Consider the following 16,384-nt stretch of genomic DNA (forward strand, 5'->3'; position numbering starts at 1 on the left):
CCTAGATGTACCGGGAGATCGACGTCGGCTTCACGAACCCGCAGACGGCGGAGTGGCTGGAGCGACCAGAGCACGACCCCCTCATCGTGATCCGCAAGCGCGCGCTGGACAGCGCGGGCGAGGTGGTGCACACCTCACGGGTGAAGGTGGTGCCCAGCCGCATGACGCTGAACATGGTGGTGCGCGCACAGAGCTGAGGCTGCCGTGTCCGCGAGGATGAAGAGACCTTCGGCCAGGGCGGCGTGACGGTTTCGTCCGGCGCCCCCGCGGACCGGGCGTCGGCGGGCCTCGGTAGGATCGAGGGGTGGCAGTCAACCAAGATCTGATCGGCCGGGAGTTCCCGCCGACCGCCCCCTATCTGGTCGGCCGGGAGAAGGTGCGCGAGTTCGCGCGCGCCGTCTTCGCCGACGCTCCGCAGCACACCGACGTGGACGCTGCCCGCGCCGCCGGGTACGCCGATGTCGTGGCGCCGCCGACGTTCGCGATGGTGATCCAGGACCTCACGCTGCAGCAGCTGCTGGGCGAGGAGGACTCGGGCATCGAGCTGTCGCGCACGATCCACGCCGAGCAGCGGTTCCGCTACTCGCGGCCGATCGTCGCGGGCGACGAGCTCACGGCACAGCTGTCGGTCACCGGCATCCGCATGATGGGCGGCAACGCCATGATCACGAGCGAGGCCGAGATCACCGACGTCGAGGGTGCGCACGTGGTCACCGCCACCAGCGTGCTGCTCGTCGGCGCCGAAGAAGGGGAGGACGCCTGATGGGCTTCACCGTCGGAGACGTGGTCGCCGAGCGCACCGTGCACCTCACCCGCGAGTCGCTCGTGCGCTACGCGGGCGCGTCGGGCGACTTCAATCCCATCCACTACCGTGACGACGTGGCCGCGTCGGTCGGGCTCCCCGGGGTCCTCGCGCACGGCATGCTCACCATGGGCATCGCGTCGTCCGTGGTCGTGTCGGCGCTCGACCCGTCCACGCGCATCCTCGATTACGGCGTGCGCTTCACCAAGCCGGTCGTGGTCGACCCGGTCGACGGCGCCGACATCCACGTGACGGCGACGGTCGGCGCGGTCGACGACGAGACGGCGCGCATCGACCTCAAGGTCACGTTCGGCGACACGACCGTGCTCGTCAAGGCGCAGCTGCGCGTCGCCGTCCGATGAGGGAGGTCGCACCGCTCCGGCTGGCCGAGCTCACCACGCTGCGCACGGGAGCCGCCCCCGCGCGCATGCTCGAGGCGACCACGACCGAGGGCCTCGTGGAGGCGCTGCGCGACACGTGGGATCGCGGGGAGCCGTGGCTGGTGCTCGGCGGCGGCTCCAACCTGTTCGTGGGGGACGAGCCGTTCGACGGCACGGTCATCCGCGTGCGTACGAGCGGCATCGAGGAACTGCCGTCGCCGCACGAGGGGCGCATCCGGTTGCGGGTGCAGGCGGGCCACGGGTGGGACGACCTGGTCGCGTATGCGGTGGAGCACGGCTATGCCGGGCTCGAGGCCATGAGCGGTATCCCCGGCACTGTCGGTGCGTCGCCCGTGCAGAACATCGGCGCCTACGGCCAGGAGATCCAGGAGACGCTGGTCGAGGTCGAGCTGATCGACGAGTCCACCGGTGAGATCTCGGCGGTCCCCGCCGCAGAACTCGGACTGGGTTTCCGCACGTCGGTGCTCAAGCATCACCACGGCAGCGAGCCGCAGCGCCGCGCCGTCATCCTCTCCGTCACGGTCGACCTCCTGGTCGCGAGCGAGCGCGTGGTGCGTGGCGAACAGCTGCGCCGGGCGCTGGGCCTGACCGACGACGCCCCGGTGCCGCTGGCCTGGGTGCGCGAGCGCATCCTCGCCACCCGGGCCTCGAAGGGCATGCTGCTCGACGATGCCGACCCCGACACGCACGGCGTCGGCTCGTTCTTCCAGAACGCGATCGTGACGGCTGCCCAGGCCAGATCGCTGCCGCCGGAGTGCCCGCGCTGGCCCGTCGCACCCGACCTCGACGCGGTGACCGTGATCCCGCTCGCGTCGTACGACGGGCATGTGCCGCGCACCAGGGCGGAGGCGCCCGACGTGAAGGTGAGCGCTGCGTGGCTGATCGAGCAGGCGGGGATCCGCAAGGGTTTCAAGCTGCCGCGCTCCCGCGCGTCGGTGTCCACCAAGCACGCGCTCGCGCTCACCAACCGCGGCGGGGCGACGGCGGCCGAGGTCGCGGAACTGGCGCGGTTCATCCAGAGTCGCGTGCACGCCGAGTTCGGTCTCGTGCTGCAGCCGGAGCCGGTGCTGCTCGGCGTCGACCTCTGAGCGTGTCCGGGCCGCGGCGTACACTCGCGGCATGAGCGGACTGATCCCCTACCTGCTGTTCCCCGGCACCGCGGCGGAGGCCCTCGGCCATTACCGGGAGGTGTTCGGGGGTGACCTGCAGCTGATGGACTATGCGCAGGCCGGACGCCACGACGGTCCGGGCGACGCGATCGCTCACGGTCAGTTGCGCGGACCCGTCGAGCTGGCCGGGGCGGATGCGGGCGCCGACGACGATGCGGTGCAGATGAGCGGCATGTTCCTCTCCCTGCTCGGTACCGCCGACGGCGCGACCCTGACGCGCTGGTTCGAGCAGCTCGCCGCCGGTGGCCGGGTGATCGACGCGCTGCAGGCGCGGCCGTGGGGAGACGTCGACGGCACCCTGGTGGACCGGTACGGCGTGCGGTGGCTCATCGGCTTCCACCCCGAGGGCTGAGGCCGGCTCCCACGGGGAGCTGAGACGACGAGACCCGCCCGAGCCGTGGTGGCTCGGGCGGGTCTCGGTCGTCTCGCGCTCAGGAGAACAGGCGCTGGAGGCGCTGCACGCCCTCGAGGAGCTGGTCGTCGCCCAGCGCGTAGGACAGGCGGATGTAGCCCGACGGGCCGAACGCCTCGCCCGGCACCACGGCGACCTCGGCCTGGTCGAGGATGAGGTCGGCCAGTTCGAGCGACGTGGTCGGGGTCACGCCGCCCCACGTGCGACCGAGCAGGCCCTGCACGTCGGGGTAGACGTAGAACGCGCCGAGCGGGTTCGGCACCACGAGCCCGTCGATCTTCGACAGTTCCGACACGATCAGGCGGCGACGGCGGTCGAACGCCTCGCGCATCTGCTCGGCCTCGGTCTGCGGGCCGTTGAGCGCCGCGATCGCCGCCTTCTGCGCCACGTTGTTGACGTTGCTCGTGAGGTGCGACTGCAGGTTGCCCGCGATCTTGATGGCATCCGCGGGACCCACCATCCAGCCCACGCGCCAGCCGGTCATGGCGTAGGTCTTGGCGACGCCGTTCACGAGGATGGTCTGGTTCGCGACCTCGGGCACCGCCTGCACGATCGAGGTGGCGGTGACGCCCTCGTACGTGAGGTTCTGGTAGATCTCGTCGCTGATGATCCAGATGCCGTGCTCGAGGGCCCACTCGCCGATGGCCCTGGTCTCCTCGGCCGTGTACACCGAGCCCGTGGGGTTCGACGGTGACACGAACACGAGCGCGGTCGTGCGCTCCGTGCGGGCCGCTTCCAGCTGCTCGACCGTGACCTTGTAGTCCTGGTCGGCTCCCGCGAACACCTCGACCGGGGTGCCGTCGGCGAGGCGGATCGCCTCGGGGTAGGTCGTCCAGAACGGTGCCGGCAGCAGCACCTCGTCGCCCGGGTTCACCACGGCCTGGAACGCCTGGTACACCGACTGCTTGCCGCCGTTCGTGACGATGACCTGGCTCGGCGAGACCTCCAGCCCCGAGTCGCGCAGCGTCTTCGCGGCGATCGCCTCGCGCAGCGCCGGAAGGCCGGGAGCCGGCGTGTAGCGGTAGCTGGCCGGGTCGGCGAGGGCCTCGGCGGCGGCGTCGACGATGAACTGCGGTGTCGCGAAGTCGGGCTCGCCCGCGGCATAGGAGATGACGGGCTTGCCCTCGGCCTTCAGGGCCTTCGCCTTGGCATCGACCTTGAGCGTGGCGGACTCGGCGATGGCGGACAGTTTGCGGGAGAGAGGAGCGCGTTCGGTCACGATTACGAGCGTACTCGGGTCGCTGCGGGCCCCGACATGTCGGGGCCCGCCAAGATCCGCGGTTCTTTCGGGTCGGGAAGGTCAGTCGGTCAGACCGTGTGCGCGGGCGACGGCGTCGAGCGTGATGTGCCCGCCCTGCACGTTGAGCCCCTTCGCCAGTGCGACGTCCTCCGCGGCCGCCCGCTCCCAGCCCTTGCCCGCAATCGCCGAGACGTAGGGGAGCGTGGCGTTGGTGAGCGCACGCGTCGCGGTCTCGGGAACCGCGCCGGGCATGTTGGCGACGCAGTAGTAGATCGAGTCGTGCACCGCGAACGTCGGGTCGTCGTGGGTGGTGGGTCGCGACCCCTCGAAGCAACCGCCCTGGTCGATCGCGATGTCGACCAGCACCGAGCCCTTCTTCATGCCGGCGACCATGTCGTCGGTCACGAGCTTCGGCGCGGCGGCACCGGGGATCAGCACCGATCCGATCACGAGGTCGGCGGTCGCGAGCTCCTCGGCGATGTCGTACCGGCTGGAGGCGCGGGTCTCCAGCGCCCCGCCGTAGCGGTGCTCCAGCTCGCGCAGACGCGGCAGGGAGATGTCGACCACCGTCACCTTCGAGCCGAGGCCGAGCGCGTTCGCGGCCGCGTGCTCTCCGGCCACGCCGCCGCCGATGACGACCGTCTTGGCGCGGGGGGTGCCGGCGATCCCGCCGAGCAGCGTGCCGCGGCCGCCCTGCGAGCGCAGCAGCGAGTACGACCCCATCGTGACGGAGAGCCGCCCGGCGATCTCGCTCATGGGGACCAGCAGCGGCAGCGAGCGGTCGGGCAGCTGCACGGTCTCGTACGCGACGGCCGTGGTGCCCGCGGCCACGAGCGCCTCGGTGAGCGGGCGGTCGGCGGCCAGGTGCAGGTAGGTGAACAGCGTGAGGTCGGGGCGGAGGAAGCCGTACTCCGCGGCGATCGGCTCCTTGACCTTGATGAGAAGGTCGGCCTCGCCCCAGGCCTCCTCGGCGGAGGCGACGATCTCGGCTCCGGCGGCGCGGTAGGCGTCGTCGGTGATGCTGGAGCCGATGCCGGCGCCGGACTGCACGAGCACGCGGTGGCCTTCGTGCACCAGCCGGTCGGCGCCCGCGGGCGTGAGGGCGACACGGTTCTCGTTGTTCTTGATCTCTGTCGGGACGCCGATCTTCATCGATCCTCCTGGTCTCGGGGTGCGTGGGCGCAGACAACAATCGCAGAAACGTCGAGCAAAGGACAGATTCCGTGAAGAGAATTCGGTGCGTCCGTCGATCCTGAATAATGCTTCGTATGGCCGCCACCTCCTCCGCCTCCGAGCCGAACAGCGTTCGGGCTCCCGCGCTCGACCAGACCGACGCCCGCATCGTGCGACTGCTCACCGCCGACGGCCGCATGACGAACGCCGAGCTCGCGAGCCGGCTCGGCGTCGCGCCGTCCACCGCTCACGCCCGGCTGCGCGCCCTCATCGAGCGCGGCGTGATCACGGGCTTCCACGCCAGCGTCGACGAGCGGCAGCTGGGTGCCGGGCTCCAGGCGATCATCGGCGTGAGCCTGCGCCCGAGCGCCCGGCGCGAGAGCATCGTCGAGTTCGCCGACCGCGTGCGCGCGCTGCCCCAGGTGATCCAGGTGTTCTTCCTCGGTGGCGACGACGACTTCCTCCTGCACATCGCCGTCGCGGACTCCTCCGAGATGCGCGAGTTCGTGCTGGAGCACCTGTCAGCGCAGAGCAGCGTGGCCTCGACCCGCACGAGCATCGTGTTCGACTACCACCGCAACTCCGTGGCCGCCCCGTTCCACTAGAACCCCGGTCGACCGTGCGTGCGGGTCGGCCGGCTCAGGTCTCGAACGATGACGGCACCGCGCAGTAGTCCGCGAAGCGGCGGGTGGGCCGCGCGGGATCGGTCACGTCGACCAGCGCATTCGCCGCGGTGTGCGGAGGCTCCTCACCGGCGAGCTGCCAGAGCACGTAGTTCCACAGGCCGCGGGCGGTCGGCGACACCAGGGCCGCGGGACCGGAGACGAGCAGGATCGTGCCGTCGGCGCTGCCGGTGCGGAACGGGGCGACGATGAGGGCGCGCAGCGCGGTCTCGTCCACGTCGCCGAGGTGCACGCGTTCGACGGTCTGATCGGCGGCGGTCAGGGCTGCGGCGAGGCCGTCGGCGGCGACGCGCGACCGATCGGCATCGGCCCCCGCGACCGCGAGCAGTCTCCGCCCGCGCGGGTAGAGGTGCAGGAACTCCTCGGCGATGCCGTGCCACACGTCGCTCATGGCTCCAGGCTACGCCCGCGCCGGACGGTCGGGGCCGCCCGGGCGCACGGATGCCGCGGGCCCGGGGACCCGCGGCATCCGGTGTGCTCAGTCCTCGTCGACCAGGAAGCGGCTGTACGCGCCCAGGGTGAGGAACGCGGGGAACTCCTCGCGGAGGGCGACCTCGCGGAAGATCTCCGCCGCATCGTCGAAGCGATCGCCCTCGCGCCGCTCCACCTCGCCCAGCACCTCGCCGATGAGTCCCTCGACGTACTCCACCGTGATCGGGGTGCCGTCCTGCGTGGTGCGGTCCTGATGGATCCACTGCCACACCTGCGACCGGCTGATCTCCGCGGTCGCGGCGTCTTCCATGAGGTTGTCGATCGCCACCGCGCCGAGTCCGCGCAGCCACGCCTCCAGGTACCGGATCGCGACCGACACGTTGTCGCGCACCCCCTGCGCCGTGATCGGCCGCCCGATGTGCAGATCGAGCAGGTCCTCGGCACGCACCTGCACTTCCGGGCGCTGGCGGTCGACCTGATTCGGCCGGTCGCCGAGCACCGCGTCGAACTCGGCCTGCGCGGTGGGGATCAGGTCGGGGTGGGCGACCCAGGTGCCGTCGAAGCCGTCTCCGGCCTCGCGCTTCTTGTCGGCGGACACCTTCTCCACCGCGCGCGCCGTGACCTCGGGGTCGCGGCGGTTGGGGATGAACGCGCTCATGCCGCCGATCGCGAAGGCCCCGCGCTTGTGGCACGTCTGCACCAGCAGTTCGGTGTAGGCCCGCATGAACGGCACCGTCATGGTCACCTCGCTGCGGTCGGGGAGGACGAAGCGCGCCCCGCGGCCGCGGTAGTTCTTGATGATGGAGAAGATGTAGTCCCAGCGTCCGGCGTTGAGGCCGGCGCAGTGGTCGCGCAGCTCGTACAGGATCTCGTCCATCTCGAACGCCGCGGGCAGCGTCTCGATCAGCACGGTCGCGCGGACGGTGCCGTGCGGGATCCCGACGTACTCCTCGCTGAACGAGAACACGTCGTCCCACAGCTTCGCCTCCTCGCTCGACTCGAGCTTCGCGAGGTAGAAGTACGGCCCGCGGCCGCCGTCGATCAGCGCCTGCGCGTTGTGCAGGAAGTAGAGCCCGAAGTCGACCAGCGACCCGGAGGCGGAGGTGCGACGCCCGGCGCGGTCGATGAAGGCCAGGTGCTTCTCCGGCAGGTGCCACCCGCGCGGTCGCATCACGATGGTGGGGGTGCGCTCGGCCGTGACCCGGTACTCCTTCCCCTCGGGCGAGGTGAAGGAGAGCTCGCCGCGGATCGCGTCGCGCAGGGACAGCTGCCCCTCGATCACGTTCTTCCAGGTCGGGCTCGTGGCGTCCTCCTGATCGGCGAGCCACACGCGAGCGCCCGAGTTGAGGGCGTTGATCGTCATCTTCGGGTCGGTCGGCCCGGTGATCTCGACGCGGCGGTCCTCCAGACCGGGCCCGGCACCCGCGACACGCCAGTCGGCGTCGGCACGGATGTGCGCGGTGTCCTCCCGGAAACCCGGGTCGTGGCCGTTGCCGATCTCGAAGCGGCGGCGCATCCGGTCTGCCAGGCGGTCGTGCCGCCGCGACGCGAAGCGGTGGTGCAGCTCGGTGAGGAAGGCGATCGCCGCGGGGGTGAGGATCTCCTCGTAGCGGTCGCGGAGCGGCCCGGTGACCTCGATCGCCGGACCCTGCTGGGTCGTCTGGATGGGGGCTGTGGTCGGGGGAGCGGTGGGAGTGGTCATGATCGTGAATCCTTTGCGAGTGTGGTCCTTCGTCTCGTCGCTGCGCTCCTCGCTCAGGAACGGGGGGCTCCGGTCCCTGAGCGAGCGGAGCGAGACGGAGGGTCGGGTCAGTGGAACTGCGCGGCCTCGGTGGAGCCGGCGAGGGCGAGGGTGGCGCTGTCGGGGTTGAGCGCGGTGGAGATCACGTCGAAGTAGCCGGTGCCCGCCTCGCGCTGGTGCTTGGTGGCGGTGTAGCCGTCGGCTTCGGCGGCGAACTCGGCCTCCTGCAGCTCGACGTAGGCGCTCATGGCGCGCTCGGCGTAGCCGCGGGCGAGGTCGAACATGGAGTGGTTCACGGCGTGGAACCCGGCCAGCGTGATGAACTGGAACTTGTAGCCCAGGTCGGCCAGCTCCTGCTGGAACGTCGCGATCTCGGCGTCCGACAGGTGGCGCTTCCAGTTGAAGCTCGGGGAGCAGTTGTACGCCAGGAGCTTCCCGGGGAATTGCGCGTGGATCGCGGCGGCGAACTCGCGGGCGAGCGCGATGTCCGGCTCACCCGTCTCGACCCACAGCAGGTCGGCGTAGGGGGCGAAGGCGAGGCCGCGGCTGATGACCGACTCGATGCCGGGGCGGATCCGGTAGAACCCCTCGGTGGTGCGCTCGCCGGTGGTGAACTCGCGGTCGCGTTCGTCGACGTCGCTCGTGAGCAGGTCGGCGGCGAGGGCGTCGGTGCGGGCGATGATGACCGTGGGGACGCCGGCGACGTCGGCCGCGAGGCGGGCGGCGTTGAGCGTGCGGATGTGCTGCTGCGTGGGCACGAGCACCTTGCCGCCGAGGTGACCGCACTTCTTCTCGCTCGCGAGCTGGTCCTCCCAGTGGATCGCGGCGGCCCCCGCCTGGATCAGCGACTGCGCGAGCTCGTAGGCGTTGAGCGGTCCGCCGAACCCGGCCTCCGCGTCGGCGACGATTGGCGCGAGCCAGTCCTGCGTGATCTCGCCCTCGGCGTGCTCGAGCTGATCCTGGCGCAGCAGCGCGTTGTTGATGCGACGGACGACGGCCGGGACCGAGTTGGCGGGGTACAGCGACTGGTCGGGGTAGGTCTGCCCGGCGAGATTGCCGTCGGCGGCGACCTGCCAGCCGGAGAGGTAGATGGCCTTGAGTCCGGCCCGCACCTGCTGCACGGCCTGCCCGCCGGTGTAGGCGCCGAGTGCGCGGACGTAGTCCTCGGTGTGCAGCAGGTTCCACAGGTTCTCGGCGCCGCGGTGCGCGAGGGTGGCGTCCTCGCGCACCGAGCCGCGGATGCGGATGACGTCGTCCGCGGTGTAGGTGCGCTCGACGCCGTCCCAGCGGGGGTCGGTGTCCCAGATCTCCTGGAGCTCCGCGGCCGTCTGCACCTGGTCGCCGGCGCGCAGGCCGGCGGGACGCGGGGTGGGGGTCGATGCGGTGTTCGTCATGGTGTCTCCTCGGATGGACCGGCGTCGGTGCCGGTGGCGTGTGTCCACTCTGAGTGAAGTTCCGCGGCTTCCCCGACCGAATCGGAGGAGAAGTTTGCACGAATTTCTGTTTTCGTGACAGAATCCCGGCCATGACGAGCACCGACGCCGCAGAAGACACCGACGCCCTCACCGTCGGACGGCGCATCCGCCAGCTGCGCACCGCGCGGGGCATGACGCTGGAGGAGCTCGCCGCCGCGGTCGAGCGGGCGCCGAGTCAGCTGTCGATGATCGAGACGGGCAAGCGCGAACCCAAGCTCACCCAGTTGCAGGCCATCGCCCGTGCCCTCGGCGTCACGATCGACGCGCTGCTGGCGGGAGAGCCCCTCGACGAGCGCAGCGCCATGGAGGTGGCGCTGGAGCGGGCCATGAAGGGGCAGACCTTCCAGGCGCTCGGCATCGAGCCGTTCCGCATCGCCAAGAGCGTGCCGACCGACGCCCTCAAGGCCCTGCTCGCACTGCACGCCGAGATCGACCGGCTGAAAGACGAGCGCGCCGCCACCCCGGAGGAGGCGCGACGAGCGAACGTCGAGCTGCGGCACCTGATGCGACGGCAGGACAACCACTTCGCCGACCTGGAGGCCAAGGCGTCGGAGATCCTCGCCGCCGTCGGCCACCCGGGCGGACCGCTCACGCAGCGCACGGCCTCGGAGATCGCGGCCTACCTCGGCTTCACGCTGCACTACGCGCCCGACCTGCCGCAGACCACCCGCAGCGTGGCCGACCTCGCGAACGGGCGGCTGTACCTGTCGAGCAGCGTCCCGGCGAAGGGCGACGCGCGCACGGCGGTGCTGCAGGCGCTGTCGAGCCGCATCCTCGGTCACGCCGAGCCGCGCAGTTACGCGGAGTTCCTGCGGCAGCGCGTCGAGACCAACTACCTCACCGGCGCGCTGCTCATCCCGGAGGCGCACGTCGTTCCCGCGCTGCAGGACGCGAAGCTGCGACGCGCGATCTCCATCGAGGACCTCCGCGACGCGTACTCCGTGTCGTACGAGACGGCCGCGCACCGCTTCACCAACCTGGCCACGCGGCACCTCGACATCCCCGTGCACTTCCTCAAGGTGCACGAGTCGGGCACCATCACGAAGGCGTATGAGAACGACGACGTGAACTTCCCGACCGACCGGCTCGGAGCGATCGAGGGGCAGATGTGCTGCCGCCGCTGGACCTCCCGCGTGGTGTTCGACGAGGACGACCGCTTCAACCCGTACTACCAATACACCGACACGGGCAACGGCACCTACTGGTGCACGGCCAGAGTCGAGGCGTCGAGCGAGGGGCTGCACTCGGTGAGTGTGGGGGTGCGGTTCGACGACACCAAGTGGTTCGTGGGGCGCGACACCCCGCACCGCGGCGTCTCGAAGCACTCGGTCGAGGTGTGCTGCCGCCGGGCTCCGGCCGAACTGGAGGAGCGCTGGCGCGCGCACTCGTGGCCGAACGTGAAGACGCCGCGGACGCTGCTGGCGACTCTGCCCACCGGTGCATTCCCCGGCGTGGACACCACCGACGTCTACGAGTTCCTGGAGGCGCACGCTCCCGCCTGATCCGCGCCCGCTGTACTCGTCGGGTCGGGGTGTGCTTCCCCGGCCGGGTTCCCCTGCGCGGGCTCGACGACGGCTGGCGGCCGGCCTGGCCGCTCCGCACGACCCCGCGCCTGGACTGAGCCGACGTCTGTCCTCGCGCCCCGTACCGAGGGGCCGGAGGCGCGCGCCTTAGTTTGATCTTGCTTAGTCAAGATTGACTATGTTACTTTCATCGAGCCATCAATGACGAACGGCCGAGAAGGGACCCTCATGGCTACTTCCTCTGCGGAAACCCGATTCCGCATCACTGCCACCCTGACGTGCGTTCTCGCCGCCACGCTGACGCTCGGGGCATGCTCCGCGCAGACGCCGGGCGGCGATACCGCCCCCACCAGTGCAGACGGATCCGACGCCTGCCAGCGGAACCAGGATGCCGGCACCATCACCTACATCTCCGGCTACGGGTACTCCGCCAGCGCCGGTCAGCTCGACGTGTTCCTCGCGAAGGAGCTCGGCTACTTCGACGACCTGTGCCTCGACGTCGAGATCAACGCGTCGGGCGCGAACGGACAGCAGCTCGTCGCCTCCGGCCAGGCGCAGTTCACCGCGCTCGGCTCGGCATCCGACGTGATGCTTGCGGCCGCGAACAGCAAGAACCTCACCGCCGTCGCCACCTACGGCACCACGCCGCCGTTCTCGATCTTCGGCAACGAGAAGCTCGAGGACCTCACCGACCTCGAGGGCGGCTCACTCGGCTACTTCATCAACCTCACGCCCATCGCCTCGGCCATGCTCGACGAGGCCGGCGTCGACGTGTCGAAGGTCGAGATGGTGAAGATGACCAACTACGACCCCACCGTGGTCGTGCGCGAGCAGGTCGACGCGATCGTCGGCTACGCGTCCAACCAGCCCCAGTCGCTCAAGGCGCAGAACCTGCCCTTCAGCGAGTTCCTGCCCTCCGACCTCGGTGTCGAGGGCACCTACAACGTGATGGAGGTGAACTCGCGCTTCCTCGATGAGCACCGCGAGGTCGCCGCCGACTTCATGCGGGCCACGCTCAAGGCGCTGCAGTTCTGCCTCGACGAGTCCGACGAGTGCATCGACATGCTCGCCACGCTCGCGGAGGACAACGGCCAGGGGGCCGCGTTCCCGCGCGACCAGCTCGCCCGCACGTGGGAGGTCGAGTCGGCCTGGGTGCGCGAGAGCGCCGGCGGCAACCCCGGCGTGCAGACCGAGGCCATGTGGGAGCCCGAGTACGAGATCGTGCAGAAGTACGGCGACGTGAAGAACCTGCCCGCGATCGCCGACATGATGGACCCCGACCTGGTGGCCGACCTGTACGACGGCGACGAGCTCGTCTGGACGGCGAAGTGATGGCCGCGGCCCAGGGCGCCGGCGTCGAGGTGCGCCACGTCTCGAAGTCGTTCGGCGTCGACGGCGCCAGGGTCACCGTGCTCGACGACGTGAGCCTCACGATCGGCATGGGCGAGTTCGTGTCGGTGATCGGCCCGAGCGGCTGCGGCAAGTCCACGCTGCTCAAGGTCGTCGCCGGACTCCTCGACGCCGACTCCGGCACCGTCACGATCGACGGCGAGAGCGTCACGGCGGCCTCGCGCGACAAGAAGATCGGTCTCGTGCCGCAGTCGCCCGCACTGCTGCCGTGGAAGACCGTGCGCGAGAACGTCGAGCTGCCGGTGCGGATCAACCGCGGAGCGAACGGCGACCGTGCGCTCCGCGACCCCGCCGAGTTGCTGTCGACCTTCGGCCTCGGGCACGCGCTGAAGAAGTATCCCGGTCAGCTGTCCGGCGGCATGCAGCAGCGCGCCGCGATCGCCAGGGCGTTCGTATTCGACCCGGCGATCATGCTGATGGACGAGCCGTTCTCCGCCCTCGACGAGATGAACCGCGACCTGCAGCGCATCGCCCTGCTCGACTTCTGGCAGTCCAACCGCAAGGCCGTGATGTTCGTCACGCACTCGGTGCCGGAGGCGATCATGCTGTCCGACCGCATCGTGGTGATGGCCGCGCACCCCGGGCGCATCGCCGAGGTGATCGACGTGAACCTGCCGCGACCCCGCACCGAGGCCGCGTACGCGACGGACGAGTTCCGCGACCTGGAGGCAGTCGTGCGCGGTGCGCTGCGCGCGCAGACGGAGAAGGCCCATGTCTGAGCTGACCATGAGAGACACCACCGCCACCCTCGCGACCGCACGGCTGCGCGACGCCCCGCGCCGGGGACTGCCGCCGTGGCTGCGCTGGGGCGCCTGGCTCCCCACGCTCGTGACGTTCGTGATCGCCGCGCTGCTGTGGCAGGTCGTGGCGTGGACGAACCCCTACGTGCTGCCGACCCTGGAAGCGATCGGCGGCAGCCTGGTCGACGACGCGGGCATGTACTGGTCGAACTTCCTGGTGACCCTGCTGGAGGTGGTCGTCGGCGCCTCGGCGGGCATCCTCGCCGGATTCCTGCTCGCGGTGGTGATGGCCGAGTTCCAGATCATCGAACGGGCCGTGATGCCGCTCGTGATCATCGTGATGGTCACCCCGATCGTCGCGATCGCCCCCGCCCTCGTCGTGGCGTTCGGCTTCGGCATGGTGCCCAAGTTCATCGTGACCGGACTCGTGGTGTTCTTCCCGATGCTGGTGAACTCGCTCGCCGGGCTCCGCGACGTCGACCAGAAGGCGCTCGACGTGTTCACCACCCTGCACGCCTCGCGGTGGGAGATCTTCCGCGAGCTGCGCTTCCCCGGCAGCATGCCCTACGTGTTCGCGGGGCTGCGCATCGCCCTCCCGCTCGCCGTGGTCGGCGCCGCGGTCGCCGAGTTCGTCGCCGCGGGCCAGCAGGCCGGTCTCGGCTCGCTCGTCACCACCTCCGCCGCCCAGGCGAACCTGCCCGTCACCTGGGCCAGCATCGCCCTGCTCTGCCTGCTCGGCGTGCTGCTGATCGTGCTCCTCGCGGTCGTGCGCAAGCGCGTCCTGTGGTGGAGCGACGGCGAGGTCACCGCGAAGGGCTGACCAGACCCCACCCGCCCCGGGGGCGCGCCCCCGCCCCCGGGGTTCCCCCGGCGTGCCCGGAATCCCCGACGAAGACACCACCCACCCCCAAGGAAGGCACCCGCCATGACCGATCACCCCGTGAAGCAGCTGCGCCTCGGCCTCTTCGAGAACGCCCAGGCGAACGACTCCGGCACCGCGACCTGGCGCCACCCCGACAACGGGCGGTACCTGTTCGACCGGCTGGACTACTGGCGCGATACCGCGCTGCTGGCGGAGGACGCGGGCTTCGACTTCCTGTTCCTCGCCGACGCGTGGGGCTGGGCCGACGTCGCCGGTGAGCGACCGGACATCTGCTCCATCGAGGGCCTCGACCTGCCGCGCCTCGACCCGGCCGTCATCCTCGCCGCGCTCATCCCGCAGACCACGCGCCTGGGCCTCGTCGCCACCGGCTCCACGCTGCTGGAGCCGCCGTACGCGTTCGCGCGGCGCATGGCCAGCCTCGACATCCTCTCGGGCGGCCGCATCGGATGGAACGTGGTCACCACGGGCACCGCCGACACCGCCGTGCAGGGATTCGGCGTGCCGATGGTCGGCCACGACGAGCGCTACCTCATGGCCGACGACTTCATGCAGGTCGTCTACAAGCTGTGGGAGGAGGCGTGGGAGGAAGGGGCGCTCGAGCGCGACAAGTCCGGGCGCTTCGCGGACCCGGCCAAGGTGCACCGCATCGCGCACGACGGCCCGTACTTCCGCTCGCACGGCTACGGCAACACACAGCGCTCGCCGCAGGGCACTCCCGTGCTGTTCCAGGCGGGCGCGTCTCCCGCCGGGCGCGAGTTCGGGGGCAAGCACGGCGAGGCCATCTTCGTCGGCAGCGGCTCGGTGGAGCAGCTGCGCGGGCACTCGTCCGCCATCCGCGAGGAGGCCGTCAAGAACGGCCGCGGGTCGCACGAGGTCAAGATCATGTCGGCGTTCGCGGCCGTCGTCGGCAGCACGGAGGAGGAGGCCAGGCGCACGTATGCCGAGGTCGCCGAGGCGCAGAACCCCGAGGTCACGGTCGCGTCGTACGCCTGGTTCACCGGGCTCGACCTGTCGTCGTACGACCCGAGCACGCCCATGTCGGAGCTGAGCACGGAGCTGTCGCAGACGCAGGTCGCGCGCTTCGCGGACAAGACCGTGGGCGACGTGCTGGGCGACTGGCACGCGCACGGTGTCGGCGCCCGCCCCATCGTCGGCACCCCGGAGCAGGTGGCCGACCGGATGATTGCGCTCGCCGACGGCGCCGACCTGGACGGCTTCCTGTTCGCGCCGGTGATCCCGCCCGCCTCCACCGCCGACTTCATCGAGCACGTGCTGCCGATCCTGCGCGAGCGCGGTGCCATCGCGGAGCCGTCGTCCGAGCCGCAGTCGCTGCGCGAACGGCTCATGGGCACCCCCACGCCCGCGCTCGCCGACTCGCACATCGGCTCGACGTTCCGCCGGACGATGGCGCGTGTCTGACGGTCTCTCCGGCGTCGCCGTCGTGGGGAGCGCGAACCTCGATCTCGTGGTCGAGGTGCCGCGCCCCCCGCGCATCGGCGAGACGCTCCTGGGCCGCGCGGGCGGACGGTTCGCCGGTGGCAAGGGACTGAACCAGGCCGTCGCCGCGGCCCGGAGCGGCGCGGCGACCCGGTTCGTCGGCGTGGTCGGTGTGGACGACGGGGCCGCGCTGCTGGAGCGCACGCTTGCGGACGCCGGGGTCGCGACCGCGCTGCGCCGCACGGCGACCGCGCCGACCGGGGTGGCCCACGTGCTCGCCCTCGAGGGCGGCGACAACAGCATCGTGGTGGCGGCCGGCGCGAACGGTGAGCTCACCGAGCGGGATGCGGTGCACGGTGTTGCGGGAGCCGCGGTCGTGCTCGCGCAGCTGGAGGTGCCGTACGCCAGCGTCTCCGCGGCCGTGCGGGCGGGCCGCGAGGCCGGTGCGGTGACCGTGGTGAACGCGGCGCCCGCCAGCCCGGCGGTGCTCGGTCTGCTCGACGCGGTGGACGTGCTGGTGGTGAACGAGACCGAGTGCGCGGAGCTCGGCGGCGTCGAGCGGTTGCACTCCGTCGGCGCGCGGTCGGTCGTGCGCACGCGCGGCGCCGGGGGAGTGGAGCTGCACCGCGCGGGAGCGGCGCCCGTGTCGGTGGCGGCGTTCCGGATCGAGCCGGTCGACACGACGGGGGCGGGCGACGCCTTCTGCGGCGCGCTGGCCGCGGCGCTCTCCGAGGGCGCGGAGCTGGAGGGCGCGCTCGTGCGGGCGTGTGCTGCCGGGGCGATCGTGGCGCAGCACCGCGGGGCGACCACCGAGGCGCTGTCGCCGTCGTCCCTCGCGGAACTCGTGGCCACGCGCTGACGCC

General features: G+C 71.0%; 17 protein-coding genes. 12 read left to right on the forward strand and 5 right to left on the reverse strand.

Features of this window, described 5'->3' with window-relative positions; all coding sequences use genetic code 11:
• Nucleotides 1-5 precede the first annotated feature (5 nt).
• The 5 genes from KE274_RS09165 to KE274_RS09185 all read left to right on the forward strand — a co-directional run bounded on the left by KE274_RS09165 (nt 6) and on the right by KE274_RS09185 (nt 2,724).
• Complete coding sequence (locus tag KE274_RS09165) at nt 6-197, forward strand: hypothetical protein (protein WP_211542980.1); 192 nt, start codon at nt 6-8, stop codon at nt 195-197.
• 107 nt (nt 198-304) lie between these two features.
• Nucleotides 305-763, forward strand: a complete 459-nt coding sequence (locus tag KE274_RS09170; RefSeq protein WP_211542982.1) for an FAS1-like dehydratase domain-containing protein — start codon at nt 305-307, stop codon at nt 761-763.
• Nucleotides 763-1,164: a MaoC/PaaZ C-terminal domain-containing protein gene (locus KE274_RS09175; protein ID WP_211542984.1), complete on the forward strand. Its 402-nt coding sequence runs from the start codon at nt 763-765 to the stop codon at nt 1,162-1,164. Before KE274_RS09170 ends, KE274_RS09175 begins: the two co-directional genes overlap by 1 nt.
• Nucleotides 1,161-2,291, forward strand: a complete 1,131-nt coding sequence (locus tag KE274_RS09180; protein ID WP_211542986.1) for a UDP-N-acetylmuramate dehydrogenase — start codon at nt 1,161-1,163, stop codon at nt 2,289-2,291. Before KE274_RS09175 ends, KE274_RS09180 begins: the two co-directional genes overlap by 4 nt.
• A 31-nt stretch (nt 2,292-2,322) precedes the next feature.
• Nucleotides 2,323-2,724 carry a VOC family protein gene (locus KE274_RS09185; RefSeq protein ID WP_211542988.1) on the forward strand — a complete coding sequence of 134 codons (402 nt, stop codon included), beginning with the start codon at nt 2,323-2,325 and terminating at the stop codon, nt 2,722-2,724.
• A 79-nt stretch (nt 2,725-2,803) separates the two neighbouring features.
• Here KE274_RS09185 and KE274_RS09190 read toward each other — a convergent pair whose 3' ends face one another.
• Together KE274_RS09190 and ald are read right to left on the reverse strand one after the other, a co-directional pair.
• Nucleotides 2,804-4,003, reverse strand: a complete 1,200-nt coding sequence (locus KE274_RS09190) for a pyridoxal phosphate-dependent aminotransferase (RefSeq protein ID WP_211542990.1) — start codon at nt 4,001-4,003, stop codon at nt 2,804-2,806.
• A gap of 81 nt (nt 4,004-4,084) precedes the next feature.
• A complete protein-coding gene (gene ald / locus KE274_RS09195; RefSeq protein WP_211542992.1) occupies nt 4,085-5,176 on the reverse strand; it encodes an alanine dehydrogenase in 1,092 nt (363 codons plus the stop codon).
• Between the two features lie 107 nt (nt 5,177-5,283).
• On the opposite strand from ald, the gene KE274_RS09200 reads away from it, so the two are divergent.
• The gene (locus tag KE274_RS09200) at nt 5,284-5,802 is read left to right on the forward strand and encodes an Lrp/AsnC family transcriptional regulator (RefSeq protein ID WP_211542995.1); all 519 of its coding nucleotides are present in this window, start codon (nt 5,284-5,286) and stop codon (nt 5,800-5,802) included.
• A 34-nt stretch (nt 5,803-5,836) separates the two neighbouring features.
• On the opposite strand, the gene KE274_RS09205 is transcribed toward KE274_RS09200, so the two are convergent.
• The 3 genes from KE274_RS09205 to aceA form a co-directional block, all read right to left on the reverse strand.
• Nucleotides 5,837-6,271, reverse strand: coding sequence for a hypothetical protein (locus KE274_RS09205; RefSeq protein ID WP_211542997.1), 435 nt, complete (start codon nt 6,269-6,271; stop codon nt 5,837-5,839).
• Nucleotides 6,272-6,358: 87 nt separating this feature from the next.
• Nucleotides 6,359-8,014, reverse strand: a complete 1,656-nt coding sequence (gene aceB, locus KE274_RS09210; protein WP_211542999.1) for a malate synthase A — start codon at nt 8,012-8,014, stop codon at nt 6,359-6,361.
• Nucleotides 8,015-8,121: 107 nt separating this feature from the next.
• Nucleotides 8,122-9,447 carry an isocitrate lyase gene (aceA, locus tag KE274_RS09215; protein ID WP_211543001.1) on the reverse strand — a complete coding sequence of 442 codons (1,326 nt, stop codon included), beginning with the start codon at nt 9,445-9,447 and terminating at the stop codon, nt 8,122-8,124.
• A gap of 131 nt (nt 9,448-9,578) precedes the next feature.
• On the opposite strand from aceA, the gene KE274_RS09220 reads away from it, so the two are divergent.
• From KE274_RS09220 to KE274_RS09245, 6 genes are all read left to right on the forward strand, one after another.
• Nucleotides 9,579-11,030 (forward strand): helix-turn-helix transcriptional regulator, encoded by a 1,452-nt coding sequence (locus tag KE274_RS09220; RefSeq protein WP_211543003.1) that lies wholly within the window; start codon nt 9,579-9,581, stop codon nt 11,028-11,030.
• A gap of 249 nt (nt 11,031-11,279) precedes the next feature.
• Entirely contained in the window at nt 11,280-12,383 is a 1,104-nt protein-coding gene (locus KE274_RS09225) for an ABC transporter substrate-binding protein (protein ID WP_249186150.1), read from the forward strand.
• Nucleotides 12,383-13,180: an ABC transporter ATP-binding protein gene (locus tag KE274_RS09230; RefSeq protein ID WP_211543007.1), complete on the forward strand. Its 798-nt coding sequence runs from the start codon at nt 12,383-12,385 to the stop codon at nt 13,178-13,180. The genes KE274_RS09225 and KE274_RS09230 overlap by 1 nt, the downstream gene beginning before the upstream one ends.
• A complete protein-coding gene (locus tag KE274_RS09235) occupies nt 13,173-14,021 on the forward strand; it encodes an ABC transporter permease (protein ID WP_211543009.1) in 849 nt (282 codons plus the stop codon). Before KE274_RS09230 ends, KE274_RS09235 begins: the two co-directional genes overlap by 8 nt.
• A 105-nt stretch (nt 14,022-14,126) precedes the next feature.
• The gene (locus tag KE274_RS09240) at nt 14,127-15,503 is read left to right on the forward strand and encodes an NtaA/DmoA family FMN-dependent monooxygenase (protein WP_211543011.1); all 1,377 of its coding nucleotides are present in this window, start codon (nt 14,127-14,129) and stop codon (nt 15,501-15,503) included.
• Nucleotides 15,496-16,380, forward strand: coding sequence for a ribokinase (locus tag KE274_RS09245; RefSeq protein WP_211543013.1), 885 nt, complete (start codon nt 15,496-15,498; stop codon nt 16,378-16,380). Before KE274_RS09240 ends, KE274_RS09245 begins: the two co-directional genes overlap by 8 nt.
• Nucleotides 16,381-16,384 lie beyond the last annotated feature (4 nt).

This window comes from Microbacterium paraoxydans, assembly GCF_018224615.1.
Classification (GTDB): domain Bacteria; phylum Actinomycetota; class Actinomycetes; order Actinomycetales; family Microbacteriaceae; genus Microbacterium; species Microbacterium paraoxydans_B.